Origin of the sequence: Mesorhizobium sp. B3-1-7 (assembly GCF_006439385.1) — a bacterium.
Classification (GTDB): Bacteria; Pseudomonadota; Alphaproteobacteria; order Rhizobiales; family Rhizobiaceae; genus Mesorhizobium.
Genome location: NZ_VFTL01000010.1, coordinates 91,365 through 107,865, shown reverse-complemented (window position 1 = coordinate 107,865; position 16,501 = coordinate 91,365). Strand labels below are relative to the sequence as shown.

Below are 16,501 nucleotides of genomic sequence, written 5' to 3'. Positions count from 1 at the left end.
CGACCAATCCTAGTTCTCCGGCGCCGTCGCCGGCGCCGTATAGCGGCGGCGCACGGCGTCGATCACCAGCTTGCGGCTCTCGTCGGCCGACAACGCCTTGTTCTTCTCCGCGTCTGCTGTTTCGTTGGCGAGTTCCTTGTCCCTGATCTGCTGGCGGAACCATTTGGAATAATCGCCGGCGCGCAAATGGTATTCCCATGTCTTGTCGTCGATACCTTCCGCCATCTGGGCGAAGATGATGAGATTGTGAGCTCGCAGATTCATCGCCTTCTTCGGCCCGGTGAAATAGAAGCTGCCCGCCTCGTCGAGCTCGCCTTCGGCATATTTGCGGCTGTGCCGCTTCAGCGACTGGTCGGGCTCGACCGCCTTGACCGTGAACGGCTTTTTGTCGTCATGCGGCCGCCAGAACAGCACCCGGTCGCCCTTGGGCAGCGGAATGTCCTTCGGCGCCTGGAGCCCTGTTTCCTTGCAGAAGGTCTTGATCACGCCCTTCGCGTTGGGCCCAAGCGCAATCACCGCCGTCACAAGGCCGAGCGCATCGGTCGAGATTGCTTCCGGATGGACAGTGATCAGCACCGTGCCGGGCAGCTCGATCGAAAGCACGGATCGCGTATCTCCGCGTCGCTTGGGCATCAAATGATGCGCCTCGTCGATGATCAGCCAGTGCGGCCTTGCCGTGCGATAGCGGACATTGCCGAGGCCGGGTAGCAATTCGGCGAAGAAATCGGGACGCTCATCGACCTTCAGCGCCAGGCCGTTGACCACGACATTGTTCTGCGGTTTCTCGATCAATTCCAGCAATTGTTCCTTGTTCGGCGCGGTCGAGCCGTTGCCGAGCGGCACCGCGCCTTTCAGTCCGTCATAGTCGCCCTCGGGGTCGAAAATGCAGAATTGCAGACCTTTTTCGACCAGCCGCTCGGTGAGCGCCGTGGCCAAGGTCGATTTGCCGATGCCCGAGCTGCCGGCGATCAGCACTGTTTCCATCGGCGACAAGTAGATGTCCTTGCCGCGTGAGGTCCCGAGCAGCACGCCGCGCGAGCGCTTTTTGGCCAGCGGATAATCGCGCTTGGTCAGCTTGCGGATCAGTTCCTCGACGCCTTTGCCGCGCGGCGCCTTGGTGACAAGGTCGGCGGTTTCCTTGACCGCGGGCAGCGCGTTGGCCACCGCGACGCTGCAGCCCGAGGCCCTGAGGAAAGCGTGGTCGTTCTCGGCGTCGCCGACGGCCACGACATTATGCGGCGACAGCTTCAGGTCCTCGAGCGCAGCCGCCAGTCCGGTTGCCTTGTTGATGCCCGAGGGCAGGATCATCACCGCGCCCTTGTTGAAGATGATCTCCAGCTCCAGCCCGAGCTTCTTGATGACGTCGAGCACCGTCACCTGGTGCGGCTCCCAGGTGGCGACGATCGAGCGCCCAACCGACAGCGGCTTCACGCCGCGCTTCTTGAGCCCGTCGATGAGATCGACGGAAGGCGAGGGCGAGATCGTGCGTTCTTCCTCGCTGGCCGGCGTGTAGATCAGCGCGCCGTTTTCAGCGACGACCTTGTCGAACAGGAAAAGTTCGGGAAAAACCTCCTTGAGGTCGGGCAGTTCGCGGCCGGTGACCAGGATGAGCTTGCGCCCCGATTTCTTCAGCTTTTCCAGCGCCGAGATCGTGCTGGCCGTGACCAGGCCATCATGCGCCAGCGTGCCGTCATAGTCGGTGGCCAATGCCATGAAATACATCGGTTTAACCTCTCCGCCGGCTGTTTTTCGCGCCCGCCGGGAGTATCCGGCTTGGCGGACAACAACGCCTGGAGGCGGAAAAGGTTTAGGTCGAGCACTGGATTTCTCGGGCCGGCGCTAGGCCGTCGCGCATCGCAGCGACTCGCCCATGCGAACGAAACGATCGGCCACGAAGAGCTCAATCCGCCCACTTGCCGTACGTCGACGCCTTCGTTACTGCGATCTGATGGCGACGCACAAGCTTACCAACACCACTTGGCACAATGTCCTCGGTACGATCGCGCCGGCGCTCACAATTGCATCCGGCGATGTCGTGAGGACGGAAACGCTCGACGCTCAGGGCTTCGACAAGAACGGTGTGCAGCGGTCACGAGGGCCGAACCCTATGAACGGCCCGGTCTTCGTGACGGGAGCCGCACCTGGCGATGCGCTGCGTGTGGAGATCCTGCGCATGGACCCGATCCGCTCTTCCGGCTGGACGATCTCGTCACTGGCTGCAAACGTTGTCGATCCGGAGGCTAGTCGTGGGCTGCCTGCAAGGGACAAAGTCACTTGGCAGATCGACCTGGAAGCTCGAACTGTGGTGTTGCAGGAGCCGCCGCCAGGTCTCGAGCACTTCATTTTGCCGGTCGAGCCGATGATCGGCTGCTTCGGCGTGGCGCCATCGATGGGCCAGGCTTTCTCCACCGCGACCAGCGCAGAAAATGGCGGGAACATGGATTACCGCGGGTTTCGGCCCGGCGCGACCGTTTGGTTCCCCGTTGCCGTAGAGGGTGCGCTCTTCTTCGCGGGCGATTGCCATGCGGCGCAGGGCGATGGGGAGATCGTTGGAACCGGGATCGAAACCTGCTTTGAAGTTGAGCTTCGCTTGACTGTGGAAAAAAACAGACGGTTGACATGGCCTCGTGGCGAGAACGAGACCCACATTTTCTCTGTTGGTAATGCTCGTCCGCTTGATCAGGCCCTCCAGCACGCGACCACGGATATGTTCGACTGGTTGACCAGTGACCACGGCTTGTCCGCCGCTGCCGCATCGCATCTGATGGGACAGGTTGTCCGGTATCACGTCGGAAACGTTTTTGACCCTGCCTATACGATGGTTTGCCTGATCGAAAAGCGATGGCTTCGGGCCTCCACCGGCTGACGGGAGCAATTCCAGGAAAAGCGTGAGCGGTTTTCCGTTCGGAATTGCGTCAAAACAAAGAGGTAGGGCGGTTCGCTGTTTCCGTGAAACCGTGAAACGCACGAGTGCAAGCCACGGCGCCAACAACCATACCATCCGTTTTGACTGGCCGATGGCAGTTGGCTGGGGCGCCAGGATTCGAACCTGGGAATGTCGGTACCAAAAACCGATGCCTTACCACTTGGCGACGCCCCAGCAGGCGGGGCATGCCCGCTGCGCGCGGCCTTATAGGACGAGGCGGAGCAAAGCTCAATGCCGGCTGTGCATGAAACACGACGGCAATTCGTCCCGGCTGCTCAGGCGCGGCGATTGATTAGCCGAAGATAGAGCTCGGCATAGGCTCGTCCCATCTTGTCGGCGGTGAAGAGGTTGGAAAACCGCTCGCGCGCCGCCCGTCCCCATTTTTCCGCTTCCTCGGGCGAATCGAGCAGGCGGTCGATCGCTTCGGCAAGGCGGGCGGGATCGGAAGGCGGGACGATAAGGCCGGTGACGCCGGCCTTATTCACATAGGAGGTTCCGGTTCCGATCTCGCATGAGATCATCGGCTTGCCGCACATCGCCGCTTCCGCCAGCGAGACGCCATAGGCCTCGGAACGCTGGTTTGAGGGGAAGACGAAACCGCTGCAGGTGTGAAGCAGGGCCATCTTCTGTGGTTCGGAAATTTCACCGAGGAAGATGACGTTGTCGCGGCCGAGTCTTTCGGCCTGGCGTTTCAACTGCTGCCCGATCGGTCCCGACCCGGCGATGACGATCTTGCACCGCACCCGGTCCGCGGCCTCGACAAGGATATCCAGCCCCTTATAATAACGCAGCACACCGACGAAGAGCACGAAAGGCTCCGACACCATCGATTGGCACCAGGCGTTGTCTGCAGCCGTCGGCACGGGATAGGCGCTCTGGTCTATGCCGATCGGGATGACCTGCGATTTGGCCCTGAATTTTCTCAGCGTCGCGCTCGAGCCCAGATAATCGGGCGATGTCGCCACGATCGCGTCGACATCGCCAAGGAAGCGCTGCATCAGCGGATTGTAGAACGGCAGCAGCAGGCGCTGCTTGACGATATCGGAATGGTAGGTGACGACGGCCGGCTTGCCGTGGCGTGATCTGAGATGCGCTATGTCCATGACCGGCCACGGAAAATGGTAGTGCACCAGGTCGGATTGCCGTGCGAGCCTGTCGAATTTACGAAAAACCTCGCGCGAAAACCCTGTCGATGCCAGCTCGAAATCGAGCTTCGCTTTGACGGCTATATGGCCGTCGATCCGCCCGGTGTTTTCCTCAGGCGCGCTGCTCAGTGACAGCACCTGCGTTTCGATGCCATAGCCGGCCGTGCTTTCGGCGATGGCATGGATGGTCCGCTCGACGCCGCCGAAGCTGTCCGGCCAATATGTCTTGAAGAAATGCAGGACTTTCAAACAGGCGTCTTTCGTCTTAACCGGATGGCCTGCTCGAAGATATGCCGCATGCCTTCGGCGTGATTCTTCCAGGTGAAGCGCTCCACGTTGCGGCGCGCGCCGGAAGCAAGCTTTTGGCGCGATTGCGCATCGAGGCAAAGATGACGAAAGCCACTGGCGATCGCCGCAGCATCGCTGGGGTCGACCAGAACGGCGCCTTCGCCGGCCACTTCCGGCATCGACGACGTGTTCGACGTCAGCACCGGTTTGCCGTAGGATTGCGCCTCGACGATCGGGAAGCCGAAGCCCTCGTAGAGCGATGGCATGGCCAGAAAGAGGCAGTTCGCATAAAGCGTCGACAGCACGCTGTCGTCGACGAAGCCGGTGAAGAAGATCTGTTCCTCGAGGCTGCCGCGGCGTACCTCGTCCGCCAGGCCGGTTTGCTTCCAGCCGGTGCCGCCGACGATGACGAGATCGCAGCCCGAGCGGACGCTTTCAGGCAGCAACCCGTAGGCCTTGATGAGGTTGCCGAGGTTCTTCCGGGGCTCCAGCGTGCCGACGAAAAGCGCGTAGGGTCTCGCGATGCCGAGAGGCGCTAGGCTGGAAAAGCCGCCCGGCGCGGGCAGGGGCGTGGTGCCGGGAGCGATCGTGCGGATCGGCGTCTGCAGCCACGGAACCGCTGTTTTTAACGCGCTTGCCGTGGCGTCGGAATCGGTCACCACGACATCGGCCCGGCGTAGCGCGGGTTTCATCAGCAGGCGCTCGCCGAGCAAAGTCCGCATACGCATGGTTTCCGGCGCATGCAGCCAGACTAGATCGTGGATGGTCACCACCCGCGCGATCCGGCTGTCCAGCACCAGCGGCAGGCGGTGGGACGGCCCCCAGAAAACCTCAACCGCGTCGCGCGCGGCCCAGGCCGGCAGGATCGCTTGCCCCCACAAGGCCCGGCCTGAAAGCGATCGGTATCGATCCGTCCGCAAGGTAACGGCGCGCGGCAACTCGTAATCGGCATTGATCGGGGCCGGAGCGTAGACGCAAACCTCCGCGCCGAGTCCCGACAGCGCCTTGATCGACTTGTGGACGAACCGGCCGATACCATCCGTGGCCGATAAGAGGTTCCTGCCGTCGACGCCGATTCTCAAAATCGTCTCTGGAAGCGAGTTATATTAGGAATTTCGGATGCTTGCACTGTGTGACCAAGGGCCAGTTTTGAATGCTTCTTCCATTTCGACTCTGTCGCGAGCCTACTCCAAACATACATCCGGTCAAATCAGTCGGATTCGAAGGGAAGAGGCGAACTCTATCTGGGAAAAATTCTTGCGCCTCAGCCTCAGGATGGTAGATGCACGGAGTATCCGCCCCAAAACTCGACGAGTGCACAGCTGCCGAAACTTATTATCCAGATCCCATGCTACAACGAGGCGGAGACGCTTGCGACGACACTGGCCGATCTGCCGCGCGACATCGCGGGGTTCGACAGTGTCGAGTGGCTGGTCATCGACGACGGAAGCACCGACAGCACCGTGAAGGTGGCCGAGGAAAATGGCGTTGATCACATCGTGCGCCATACCAGCAACCGTGGCCTTGCTTATGCTTTCATGACAGGCATCGAGGCTTGCCTCGCGCGCGGGGCCGATGTCATCGTCAACACGGACGCGGACAACCAGTATTGTGCCGAGGATATCCCGTCGCTTGCCAAGCCCGTACTCGAAGGCCAGGCGGATATGGTCGTCGGTGCGCGTCCAATATCCGAGATCGAACACTTCTCGCCACTCAAGAAGCTTTTGCAGAAGCTGGGCAGCTGGGTGGTCCGAGTGACCAGCAAGACCGACGTGCGGGACGCCCCGAGCGGCTTTCGTGCGATATCGAGGAACGCCGCGCAGCGGCTGATCGTATTCAGCAACTACACCTACACGCTGGAAACCATTATCCAGGCCGGGCGCAAGAACATGCGCGTGGTTTCCGTGCCGGTCCGCGTCAACGGCGACTTGCGGCCGTCACGGCTGGTCAAGAGCATCCCCTCCTATCTGAAGCGTTCGGTCTTCACGATCGTGCGCATTTTCGTCATCTATCAGCCGGCGCGGTTCTTCGGTGCCGTGGCGGCCGTGCTCTTCGGACTGGGCTTCCTGATCGGGTTGCGCTTCCTTTATTTTTATCTGACGGAAGGCGTCAGCGGCCATGTTCAATCAGTTGTTCTGGCGGGCGTGCTTCTGACCATGGGCTTCCAGTCCCTTCTGGTCGCCTTCCTGGCCGACGTGATCGCTGCCAATCGCAAACTTCTCGAAGACATCCGCTACACACAGCGCGTCATGCAGGGACAAGCCGGCAACGAATCTTCTGCCTCGAACGAAAGGAAGGGCTGGACATGAAGGTGGCTGGCGGACAGGCAGAAGACGGCATCGTTATCGGTAACACCTACGACAAATATGGCACGCGAAACCCGATCGCGCGCCGGATGGTCGAAGGTTTCGACAACGCGCTTTCCGGGCTGGTGGCGAAAGTTAAGCCCGGCACTATTCACGAGGTCGGATGCGGAGAAGGATATTGGATCATCCGCTGGCTTGGTGAGGGCATTGACGCGCGTGGCACGGACTTCTCGAGACAAGTCATCGACATGGCGAAGGCGAATGCTCGCGGGCGCGACATGGATCCGGGACGTTTTGCCGTCCGCAGCATCTATGATGTCGTGGCAGAACGCGACAGCGCAGACCTGATCGTATGCTGCGAGGTGATGGAGCATCTCGAGAAGCCGCAACAGGCGCTGCAGGCGCTGCAGCGTATAACGACTTCGGACCTTATCCTGAGTGTGCCTCGCGAGCCGCTTTGGCGGATCCTCAATCTGGCGCGCGGCAAATACGTGTCGGCGCTGGGAAACACGCCGGGTCATCTGCAGCACTGGTCGCAGGGCAGTTTCGTCTCGCTGGCGTCCCAATTTTTTGAGGTCGTCGAGGTCGTGTCGCCGCTTCCGTGGACGATGTTGCACTGCAAGCCGAAGAAAAGGCATTGACGATGGCGCTTGGCCCGCGTGCCAAGACCTGGCTTGGCCGCATTGGGGCTTTCCTGGGGTTGGCCGGTGTCGTGTTCGTGGGGATCAGGCTCCACGGCTACGCCGGAGAGATCGACTTTCGCCGAATGGGAGCTGGTAGTTACGCCGCCATCGCGGCCCTGGCGGGCGTCTATGGAGCGTCCAACCTGCTGCTGGCTCTCGGCTGGCGGCACCTCATGCATCACGCTGGCGTTCAGGTTTCACGGTCTTGGGCCGTTCGCGCTTACGCTGTCTCGCAATTGGCCAAATACGTTCCCGGCAATATCTTCCAGTTCGCGGGACGGCAGGCGATCGGTCTGGCGGCCGGTATCGGCAACGGACCGCTGGTCAAGTCCACCCTTCACGAACTTGCCTTTCTCGTCGCCGGTGGGGTTCTCTTTTCGCCACTTGTGTTGCCGCTGGTCCTGACCGGCCTGCCGAATTGGCTCGGGTGGATTTCTTTCATAGCGGCAGTGGCTATCGTGCTTTGCGTGGCCGTTCGTGCCGGCGGTGCGGATTTTGGCGCGGCCGCGGTCTTCTATCTCGCCTTCCTGGCGCTCTCGGGTGTGGTCTTTGCCGCGGCCTGCGATCTGGCGGGGGGCACCGGCCGCGTGGCGCTCTACCCTGCAATAGCCGGCGCCTATGTGGTTGCCTGGCTCGTGGGTCTAGTCACGCCGGGCGCGCCGGCAGGCATAGGCATCAGGGAGGCGATCCTGCTCGTCCTTCTCGGCGGTTTGAGCACTGGTCCGATCATCCTGCTGGCGGTGGTGATCGGGCGGATCATCACTGTGCTGGGCGATCTTCTTTTTTTTGCCGGCGGGCAGATCGCCGGGTATTTCTATCGAACAGGCGATGAACGAGGCTGAAGAACGCAGCAGATCGTTGGATGATGCTGGCCGTTCAGGGTAAATCACGAGAGGCGACGACAATGCTCAAGACCGCTGCGCTCAGAATCCCGCAGATCAGGAGGTTGTGGCAGGATCGTGCCGATCTTCTGGCCCAACGCGATGTTTTATATCGGGAGAACGCGCATTTGCGATCAAGGGGGGCGGAGCAGGGCAGTATATTCTTCCACTACAACTGCGGTTTCGATGCGATGGGCACCATCAACAGCCATGCGCGGACCGACCTGCAGCCGGATCCGTCTTACGTGACGAATTTTCTTGGTGTCAAAATTTCACCCCGGTTCTTTCCGGGCATTCTTGACGGCAAGGCGGGGAGCATTGAGCCAGTGCCTATCCCCGCCAACTGGCATGCCGACATTGCCGAGTGGGCGGCCACGCTCAGAGCGGTCGACCTCGCGTCGGACCGGTTCCGCGTGGTGGAACTTGGATGCGGTTGGGGGTGTTGGCTGAACAACACCGGTGCCGCCGCGCGCCACAAGGGACTTGCGGTCGAACTGATCGGCATCGAAGGCGACAGCGAGCATGTGGCCTATGCCCACGAGGCGATGGCCGCCAATGGCTTTTCAGGCGGTGAGTACCGCATCATCCATGGCGTCGCCGCGCCGCAAAAAGGCGTGGCGCTTTTTCCCGTGGTCGAAAATGCGGGCGCATCCTGGGGCTCCGAGCCGATCCTGAATGCGACGCCCAGACAGATCCAGGAGGCGTCGGCGTCCGGCGATTATCAACGGCTCGATGCTTTTCCTCTGTCCGAAGTCGTCAAGAACGAGCCGGTCGATCTGCTGCATATCGATATCCAGGGCGGCGAGGCAGATTTCATCGCCGCCGCCATCGCCGATCTCAACCGGTTTGTCCGCTACATCGTTATCGGGACGCATTCACGCCAGATCGAGGGCCGGATCATGAGCACACTTCTAAGCCATGGCTGGAAGCTCGAGATGGAGCGCCCCGCCATTATCAGGCTGGCCGACGGGCAGCCGCAAATTCTGGTGGATGGCGTTCAGGGTTGGTGGAATGCCGGCACCACGTAAGGCCACGGCAACTCGCTGAGACACTTGGGGTTTCAGACTGTATGGGGAACTCTGGGTGGTATGCCGATCAATTTTACGCGCCTCACTTGAAGAGCGCGATCGCGGATGGTGGCGAATTCGTTGTAGCCATCAGGGTTGCCGCGCTCCCATTTTATCGATGTCCGTTCGTTCCTGATCGCGATCGTTCCTGCTTATCCAGCTTTTTCCGCGGCAGCCAGCGACGCGTCACCCATCAAGCGCAACTCTTTCTTCAGGTGCAAACCAATCGGCAGCAATCGACAGTTACGGATGGTCTTGACGATAGCGGCCCCGCGCCATACTGCAAGGCATGTTTGAATTTGAAAAATGGTCGCACGCGCGACCGACTTTGGCGGACGTTCGCTTCATTGCAGGGGTGCTTGCGTTCGAAGTGGCCTTCGTCGGCGCAGCCTCTGGCGGCGACGACATTACCGAAATCCTACCATCCTAGACCGCTGACATGTGGCTGTGGAACGTGGATTTACGGAAGCCGGCCGCCTTCGCCGGGCTGATGATTGTGTGCCTGCTCTTTCCTAGGTTCGGCCAAGCCTATCAAATCGCCCAGGTTTGGTACGATCAGAAAGAATACCTGACACTCCTGATGGCGGCAGATCAAGGTCAGGCGGCGTGGGCCACTGCACAAAATTATATGGGGCCGGGTTATCTAGCGGCGGTCCAGACACTCAAAAGCGCATTCGCGCTCGATTCAATTGGAGCGCTTGTTTTCCTCAACCGGGTTTGCGCGGCGGCGGCCATCGCGCTTCCAGCGTTCGTTTACGGTATGCGTGCGCCGTTCGATATCTCGCGTTTCCCCCTATCGACGGCGGTGTTCGCCATCTTCGTGACCTCGACCCTGTACCTTTATCAGTCGGGTGTGCCGTGGTCGCATTTTGTCGCGGCGCTTCCGGCAGTCGCTTTCGTCTTGCTGCTGTCGAATAGGCGCAAAACACCGATGGTTATCGGCGCGGCTGGCGCAGCCTTCGGTATCCTCGCGTCGATCCGAGCGTTTGAGGCGCTGGCGCTTGGTTCGCTGTTGGTGACCTACGCCATGGTCTGGTCGCTGATCAATTTCCGCAGGATTTCGAAGATTAGCCTGCTCGGTTCAGCCGCAATGTTTCTAGTTTTTGCTACAGTTGGCTATAGTTTGCACGGTATCGTTCTTGGTCACGTTCATGTATATACGCAATATGCCGGTGGCATGGATCCAGAGTCTTTCAAAGGATCGGTGCTCCGGATCAAGGATTTTCCGGTGAAGTTCGTGCAATTCTTCATTGATCCTTGTTTCTACTCAATCTGCAGCGAGGTTAATTATACGGCCGGCACGCCATTCATTTTCCAACCAGACCCGACACTGATGAACTGGTGGAAACCCTTCGCGCTGCAGATCCCGTTCTTCGTTGCGACGACGATTGTGGGACTGCCACTGCTACTTGCATGGCCCCGCGTGCTGAGGTCAGTCTTCACGGATCCGGTTCTGTTCGTCAGTATCGGTGGCGCCTACGGGATCACCTTCGTCTATATGTGCTTCATCGTCGGCGGGGGGGATCAGCTGAAGTACGGATTTGCGCGGGAACTCTTCACGCCGTCACTCCTCCTAATGATCGCCATTCTGCATATACTTGAGGCCGGATACCTGTCGCTCGTCAGGCGGGCAGTCGCTGTTTTCGCGATGGCGCTTATCGCGATCGGGGGGTTGCAAGTGGTCCCCGCGATCTATGGGTTTGTTCGGCTGGACAGCACCTATATCGCGAAGGCAACCGGCGAGCAGGATTGCAATGGCGATTCCTGCCATTTGAGCCTGCACTATTTCAATTCGGCCGGCGAAGAACTTGATATCCCTCTCGATGACCTAGTAATGGTCAAGGTCACCTGTGGCGACGAAACGACGTTCTCGGGCGTCGTTGATCCCGACGACTTTTCCTACAGCCCAAAGGACTGCGCCACAGGTGCTGTCGTGACAGCACTTTCCACCACTACCGGAATAACGAGACGGACACGCGATCTCGGCGTCGGCGCAATCATAACGCAAGCCGCACGCTGATCCTGCAACTAGCCTGCCTTGCGGGCGATCATGATCCAACCAATCGAGCCTGGCTCGGCCTCGAAATGCTCGATCTCGAAGCCGCATCGTTTTACGCATCTTGAGATGAAATCGGCGCTCCAGCCGCTTTCAAACCAGCCGAACTTGCGAATGCAATAGACGGACAGCGGGTCGGTGCGAATGCCCCAATGCTTCCACATATCGTTAACCGGTTCGCCCGCCAGCATCAGCTTGCCGCCGGCCTTCAGCCTGCTGTGGACCAGCGACAGCGTCTCCCATGGCTTAACCGCATGGTGCAGGCTTTCATAGTAGAGCGCGGCGTCATACAGGCTGTCGCCGGGAATGTCCTCGAAGCTGCCTTGCACCGCTCCAACTTTGTGCCCGATACGCTTCGCCCTTGTGTTGACCAGTTCGACGAAGCGCGGATTGATATCGAGACCGGTGACTTCAAGCCCACAAAAGGCCATCAGCTCGCAGCTCGTACCCCAGCCGCAGCCCATGTCCAGAACGTGATCGCCAGACATTAGTCCAGAATATTGAACAGCGCGCGAGACTCGTACCGTGTGTAGTGCTACCGAAGTGGGCGGAAAAAGCGTGTATGGGTTCGCGCCGGCAACATGGTCGGCCAGAATGAAATCGGTCAGCTCATTGGCTTGCTGGTTCAAGTCACGCACAGAGATTTCCTTATAAAGCTCAATCTGTTGCGCAACATATTCCTCGCCGAACGGATCCAGCTTCTGATTTACCTTAGTCTCAGGAGCATAATGAGTTCCACGCCAGAACTCATCGGTCTGAGGGGAGCCTGGCGGCCCAACATTGTCGGAACTTGCTACGAACGAATCGAGAGTGTTCCGCGTAATTATCTTCGTTTGCCGCCAGTCCTGTGTCGTCTTGGGGCTTTTGCGAGGCGCGCCGCTTTTTATGAGGTATTCGGGGGATTGTCGTAGACTCGCTCGAAACGCTTCGACGCTTGTGTGAGTGGCTAAATGCGCCGTCACCACGGCGTCAGACTCGGGGGAGCGATCGAGCAGTTCTTTGTAACCGGCGATGATATCGTGGCGTTCGATCATGCGTTCCGGTTTCTGCCCGACCCGCGACGTGGCGAGCCGGCCTTGGAGTCGCCGCAAGAACATTCGAGCCGTCCTCGTTTTTTTGCACGAGCGAAATTTAATGACCAGTACCAAGCACGATTTGCATCCACTGCCGCTGCCGTCAATCCCGGTCGCTCCTGTGAAGCTGCGGCCTCCTCAACATTGGCTACTAGACGCCCTTGCGTGCGTATTGGATAACGTTAATCGCCCGAGCAAGAGATATCTGGTGCGCAGTTCGAAGAGTTAAAATCGACTGATACAGAGATGGGAAATATGACGCGGATTTGGCGGTATTTAGGGATTAATCCAGGTTCCAAGATCCAGGGGTCGCCGGCCCCAGAAGAGAAGAGAGCGGAAAGCGCGATGCACGGTGACTTTTATTTGCCGACCGAGGTTTTTGCCAGAAGCGGGTCGGAGCCGTACATGGAGTATTCCCATCCGGTCGCAAGCGATTTTTATCATCCCCTATTTGGCGATATGCTGGCTAGGTTGGGTCACCCGTTTCAGATGCATCGCAAGCTTTGGGAGTATGCGTACATCGATTTTCAGCTGCGAAAGCTGAAGAAAATTTCGCCTGGAACCCGGGGTCTGTGCTTCGGTGTCGGTCAGGAAAAATTGCCGGCGATTTTTGCTGCCTCAGGATGTAAAATCATGGCAACCGATGCTCCACCTGAGATAGGCGAACATTGGGCCGGGTCAAAGGAGTATGGTAGAGACGTTATGGATTTGAATTACGATGGGGTCATTTCCCCAGATGAATTCAAGAAACTTGTGCAGTATCAAAATGTAGATATGAATAATATTGGCGAAGAATTAGCAGAATACGACTTTTGCTGGTCCGCTTGCTGCCTGGAACATCTCGGAAGCCTGAAACTTGGCCTCGATTTCATAAAGAACAGCATATCCACTCTAAGAGTGGGCGGTGTTGCGTGCCATACGACGGAGCTGAACCTTTCTTCGAACACAGAAACTGTGGAGACGGGGGGGACGGTCCTGTACCGTTTAGCGGACCTTCAAACGTTTGAGGCCGAAATCCAAGCAATGGGCCATGAGATGCAACCACTCCGAATTGCCGCTCCCGCTTCGCCCGTGGATCACCATATTGACGTACCGCCGTACCAGCACAATCCTCATTTAAAACTGTTGCTTGAGGGTTATGTCTCGACTTCGGTTGGAATCACCATTGTCCGGCGCAAATAAGCGGCTCTTCAATTTTACAAAGGCACACGTAGCGGGCTGCCAAACCAGGCCACCCCTTCTTGCACCAGTTCGATATCCATGAATTCGGCGCCCCGCGCTTTCCACTCCATCGGCACCAGAATCGGAAGAAGGATCGTCTCGCCCGGCGGCAGCACGAGCGGGATTGGCGTACGCGGATTGTCGTAAAACAAATCGCCGCCTTCGCCGTTGAGCAGATGGTAGCTTAGCGCTATCGCTAAGGAGCCGTCTTCCTTGCCGGCGCTCGACCAGACTTCGGGGCTGAGGTTGGAGACGGCGACGATCGCCTTCAGGGCCTTCGCGTCGTCGGTGGGGTAGGGACCCTCGACCAGGCGCAAGCGATGCTCTCTTCCTTCCGGCGGCAGCGGCTTGGTCATCTTCGTACGGCCAAGGTACGAAGGCGGTGCGAACGGCTTTGGCGAGCGCGGCTCGTAGGTCTTGTACCACCTGTCACCCAGCACCACGTCCCGCAACTGCTGCGCGCTTTCCGCCCAGGTCGGCCATGCCGCTGCGTGGTGTTCTCTCCCTTGCGGTGTTTTGTCGGTCGTAAATCGCCGCACCTGGTCGGCCATCGCTTCGGAATTGCCGGTTTCGAAAAAATAGGCTTTCGCGGCGCCCTGGCCGACTTCGCGGAAGACGGCTATGTCGCTTGCGATTACCGGTTTGCCGAAATGGCCCGCCTCCACAATGGGCAGGCCGAAGCCTTCGGCAAACGAAGCCGCGACCAGCGCGTCACATTCGGCGTAGAGCTGTTGCAGTTGGCCATCATCGGCCTTTTCGTGCCAGAAAAGGCGGTGGCCGAATTCGGGGTGGGAGCGGATGCGTTCGGCAAGGTAGGACACCCCCCAGCCCAGCTTGCCGACGATAACCAGCCGGTCTTGCCTTCCTTCCGACCACAGTTTTTCGAAGGCGGCGAGAGCGACGGCATGTCCCTTGCGCGGCTCGAGCGTGCCGACCATCAGGAATGAAGCCGCATCCTGTTTTCGCGGCGCCGAACCGGTAGGGGCCGGCGGAGCGCCGCCGAAATCGGCTCCGAGTTGCCAGTACCCGACCTTCATGCGGCGCGGGAAGTCGATTGCCTCCAAAAACGCCAGCAATTCGTCCGCGACGGCCCGCGAAATACAGATGAAAGCAGAGGAGTTGGAGAGGGCGGCTGAGAGCCAGTGCGCGAAAACAGGAGGCACGGCGGGGTTGCACATCGCCGGAGCGAACAGCGGTACGGTGTCGTAAAGGCAGGTTACGATGTTGCCGCCGCGAAGCCTGCACGCCCGCCATTGATGTTGGTGGATTGAGTAAAGGTGCCAAGAACTGTCAAGCATCAGCAGAGTGTCGTCGCCGACATAAACCCGATTGCGATCGAGCTTCTGCGGGACTCGAAGATTTCGACCGTTCAGTTCGTAGAAACCCGACTCGTCATCGCAAAAAACAAAGCCAACCTTATCCTGCTTCGCAGGAGGCGCCGCAGCTAACTCCCGGCAAATATTCGTGACCACGCGCTGGATGCCGGTTCTATGGTCGATGAGCGACGTGGCCGTGGCGTCGACCAACAGACGTTCCTCTCGCGAAGTCCACGGTTCCGCCAGACTGAAAACGGTCGGAGCCGTTGTCTCCAGGCTTCCCTCTTTCCTGAGCGTCTTGGCGATACGCTTTCTCGACGCTTCGATCGTGCTCACATCGGCTCGCCTGAGGCCCGCCAGACTTTCGATCGTTGTTGTGGCCGTCTTTTCCCAGGTAAACTGACCGGCCCGCTCCTTAAGCAAAAGCTTTGCTTGATGATGTTTCTTTTCCCTGACGGCAAGTATCATCGCATCCGCCAGTTGATCGGCTGACGCCGGGTCAAAAAGCAACTCCTCCTGCCCGACGACTTCCGGCAGCGCGCCGGCCCGGGCGGCGACTACGGGGGTTCCGCAATACATGGCTTCGAGCGCGGTCAGTCCAAACCCTTCCATCAGTGAGGGCTGGACGAGGAGCTCCGCCTTTTCGTAGAGGGAAACGAGATCTTCATCGGATACATGGCCAAAGGCCATCAAACGCTCAGGCGTAAGACCCAATTCCAGCCAGCGAGAGGTGAGGCCGCTAAGCAAATGGCGCGGCGCGTCGCCCGCCAGCACCAGGCTCAACCGGTTGTCCGGCCACCGCTTGTCTAAGAGCTGAAAGGCGTCGATCAGGGTCTTTACGTTCTTCCTCCCGTCAAGCGCTCCAACATACAAAACAAAATTACCCGGAAAAGCTAAACTGGAATTGGTCTGGCCATGCAGGCGAATGAAGCCCGACGAAATTCCGGCGGAGATGTTCTGGGATGGAACCTGCCCGAGTATGTCCTTGAGCTCTGCTTGCGAGAACGCGGAAATACAAAGGTTTAAGTCATACCTTTTGTGGGATTCGAGCCTTCTTTTATAATATTCTCTGTTGGGATTTGTATCGAGATACAGATCGCTGAAGCGGTATGGAATAGCATCATAAAAGATCGAAGCAATTGGCGCGGCGCAAAGGCGATCCGGAAGCAGGGGTACGCTGGGATCACCTGCCCCCTCGAACGGGCTGGTGGAGAGCGCAACGTCGGGTGCCAGGCAGTTGACATGATGGGCCAGCGCGAATTCGCTGTGGCGCCGTTCGGTCGTATAGCCTTCGATGGCCTCTCCCGACCGGGCAGCCCCGTGCCAGACGTGAATATTGTCGGGGGCAATCAATTCCCTCACGGCTTCCCTGGCGAGCAGGGCCTCGTCGGGCATCGCCGCGTTGAATGAAATCAACAGCTCGACCTCGGGGTGCTGCCTGGCGATGGCGCCGATGAGCTCCGTCACATAGCGCCCGATCCCGCGCAGGCGGCTCGCCGTTTGCAGGCACTGGCCGTCGACCCAAAGTCGCATGGTGGC

The 16,501-nt window shown here is 59.2% G+C and carries 12 protein-coding genes and 1 tRNA gene; 7 read left to right on the top strand and 6 right to left on the bottom strand.

From position 1 onward, the window contains the following. Positions 1–9: 9 nt before the first annotated feature. Positions 10–1,722 carry an HAD family hydrolase gene (locus FJ417_RS10940; protein ID WP_140783404.1) on the bottom strand — a complete coding sequence of 571 codons (1,713 nt, stop codon included), beginning with the start codon at positions 1,720–1,722 and terminating at the stop codon, positions 10–12. A 226-nt stretch (positions 1,723–1,948) separates the two neighbouring features. On the opposite strand from FJ417_RS10940, the gene FJ417_RS10935 reads away from it, so the two are divergent. Next, the gene (locus tag FJ417_RS10935) at positions 1,949–2,866 is read left to right on the top strand and encodes an acetamidase/formamidase family protein (RefSeq protein ID WP_140783403.1); all 918 of its coding nucleotides are present in this window, start codon (positions 1,949–1,951) and stop codon (positions 2,864–2,866) included. 159 nt (positions 2,867–3,025) lie between these two features. Here FJ417_RS10935 and FJ417_RS10930 read toward each other — a convergent pair. From FJ417_RS10930 to FJ417_RS10920, 3 genes are all read right to left on the bottom strand, one after another. Further along, a tRNA-Gln gene (locus tag FJ417_RS10930) sits at positions 3,026–3,100 on the bottom strand. Positions 3,101–3,201: 101 nt separating this feature from the next. After that, complete coding sequence (locus FJ417_RS10925) at positions 3,202–4,320, bottom strand: glycosyltransferase (protein WP_140657130.1); 1,119 nt, start codon at positions 4,318–4,320, stop codon at positions 3,202–3,204. After that, entirely contained in the window at positions 4,317–5,441 is a 1,125-nt protein-coding gene (locus FJ417_RS10920; RefSeq protein ID WP_140783402.1) for a glycosyltransferase family 1 protein, read from the bottom strand. The genes FJ417_RS10925 and FJ417_RS10920 overlap by 4 nt, the downstream gene beginning before the upstream one ends. Positions 5,442–5,681: 240 nt before the next feature. Here FJ417_RS10920 and FJ417_RS10915 point away from each other — a divergent pair, with 240 nt between their 5' ends. The 5 genes from FJ417_RS10915 (at position 5,682) to FJ417_RS10895 (ending at position 11,316) form a co-directional block, all read left to right on the top strand. Beyond that, a complete protein-coding gene (locus FJ417_RS10915; RefSeq protein WP_140783401.1) occupies positions 5,682–6,668 on the top strand; it encodes a glycosyltransferase family 2 protein in 987 nt (328 codons plus the stop codon). After that, a complete protein-coding gene (locus FJ417_RS10910; RefSeq protein WP_140783400.1) occupies positions 6,665–7,306 on the top strand; it encodes a class I SAM-dependent methyltransferase in 642 nt (213 codons plus the stop codon). Before FJ417_RS10915 ends, FJ417_RS10910 begins: the two co-directional genes overlap by 4 nt. Beyond that, a complete protein-coding gene (locus tag FJ417_RS10905) occupies positions 7,267–8,190 on the top strand; it encodes a hypothetical protein (protein ID WP_246687429.1) in 924 nt (307 codons plus the stop codon). Before FJ417_RS10910 ends, FJ417_RS10905 begins: the two co-directional genes overlap by 40 nt. A 20-nt stretch (positions 8,191–8,210) precedes the next feature. Further along, positions 8,211–9,257 carry a class I SAM-dependent methyltransferase gene (locus tag FJ417_RS10900; RefSeq protein WP_246687428.1) on the top strand — a complete coding sequence of 349 codons (1,047 nt, stop codon included), beginning with the start codon at positions 8,211–8,213 and terminating at the stop codon, positions 9,255–9,257. A 478-nt stretch (positions 9,258–9,735) separates the two neighbouring features. Beyond that, on the top strand, positions 9,736–11,316 hold the full coding sequence (locus tag FJ417_RS10895) for a hypothetical protein (protein ID WP_140783399.1): 1,581 nt from the start codon (positions 9,736–9,738) through the stop codon (positions 11,314–11,316). An 8-nt stretch (positions 11,317–11,324) separates the two neighbouring features. On the opposite strand, the gene FJ417_RS10890 is transcribed toward FJ417_RS10895, so the two are convergent. Beyond that, a complete protein-coding gene (locus FJ417_RS10890; protein WP_181183197.1) occupies positions 11,325–12,386 on the bottom strand; it encodes a class I SAM-dependent methyltransferase in 1,062 nt (353 codons plus the stop codon). Positions 12,387–12,671: 285 nt separating this feature from the next. Here FJ417_RS10890 and FJ417_RS10885 point away from each other — a divergent pair, with 285 nt between their 5' ends. Continuing rightward, positions 12,672–13,607 (top strand): hypothetical protein, encoded by a 936-nt coding sequence (locus tag FJ417_RS10885; protein WP_140783397.1) that lies wholly within the window; start codon positions 12,672–12,674, stop codon positions 13,605–13,607. Between the two features lie 14 nt (positions 13,608–13,621). Here FJ417_RS10885 and FJ417_RS10880 read toward each other — a convergent pair whose 3' ends face one another. Continuing rightward, the gene (locus tag FJ417_RS10880; protein WP_140783396.1) at positions 13,622–16,495 is read right to left on the bottom strand and encodes a glycosyltransferase family 1 protein; all 2,874 of its coding nucleotides are present in this window, start codon (positions 16,493–16,495) and stop codon (positions 13,622–13,624) included. Positions 16,496–16,501 lie beyond the last annotated feature (6 nt).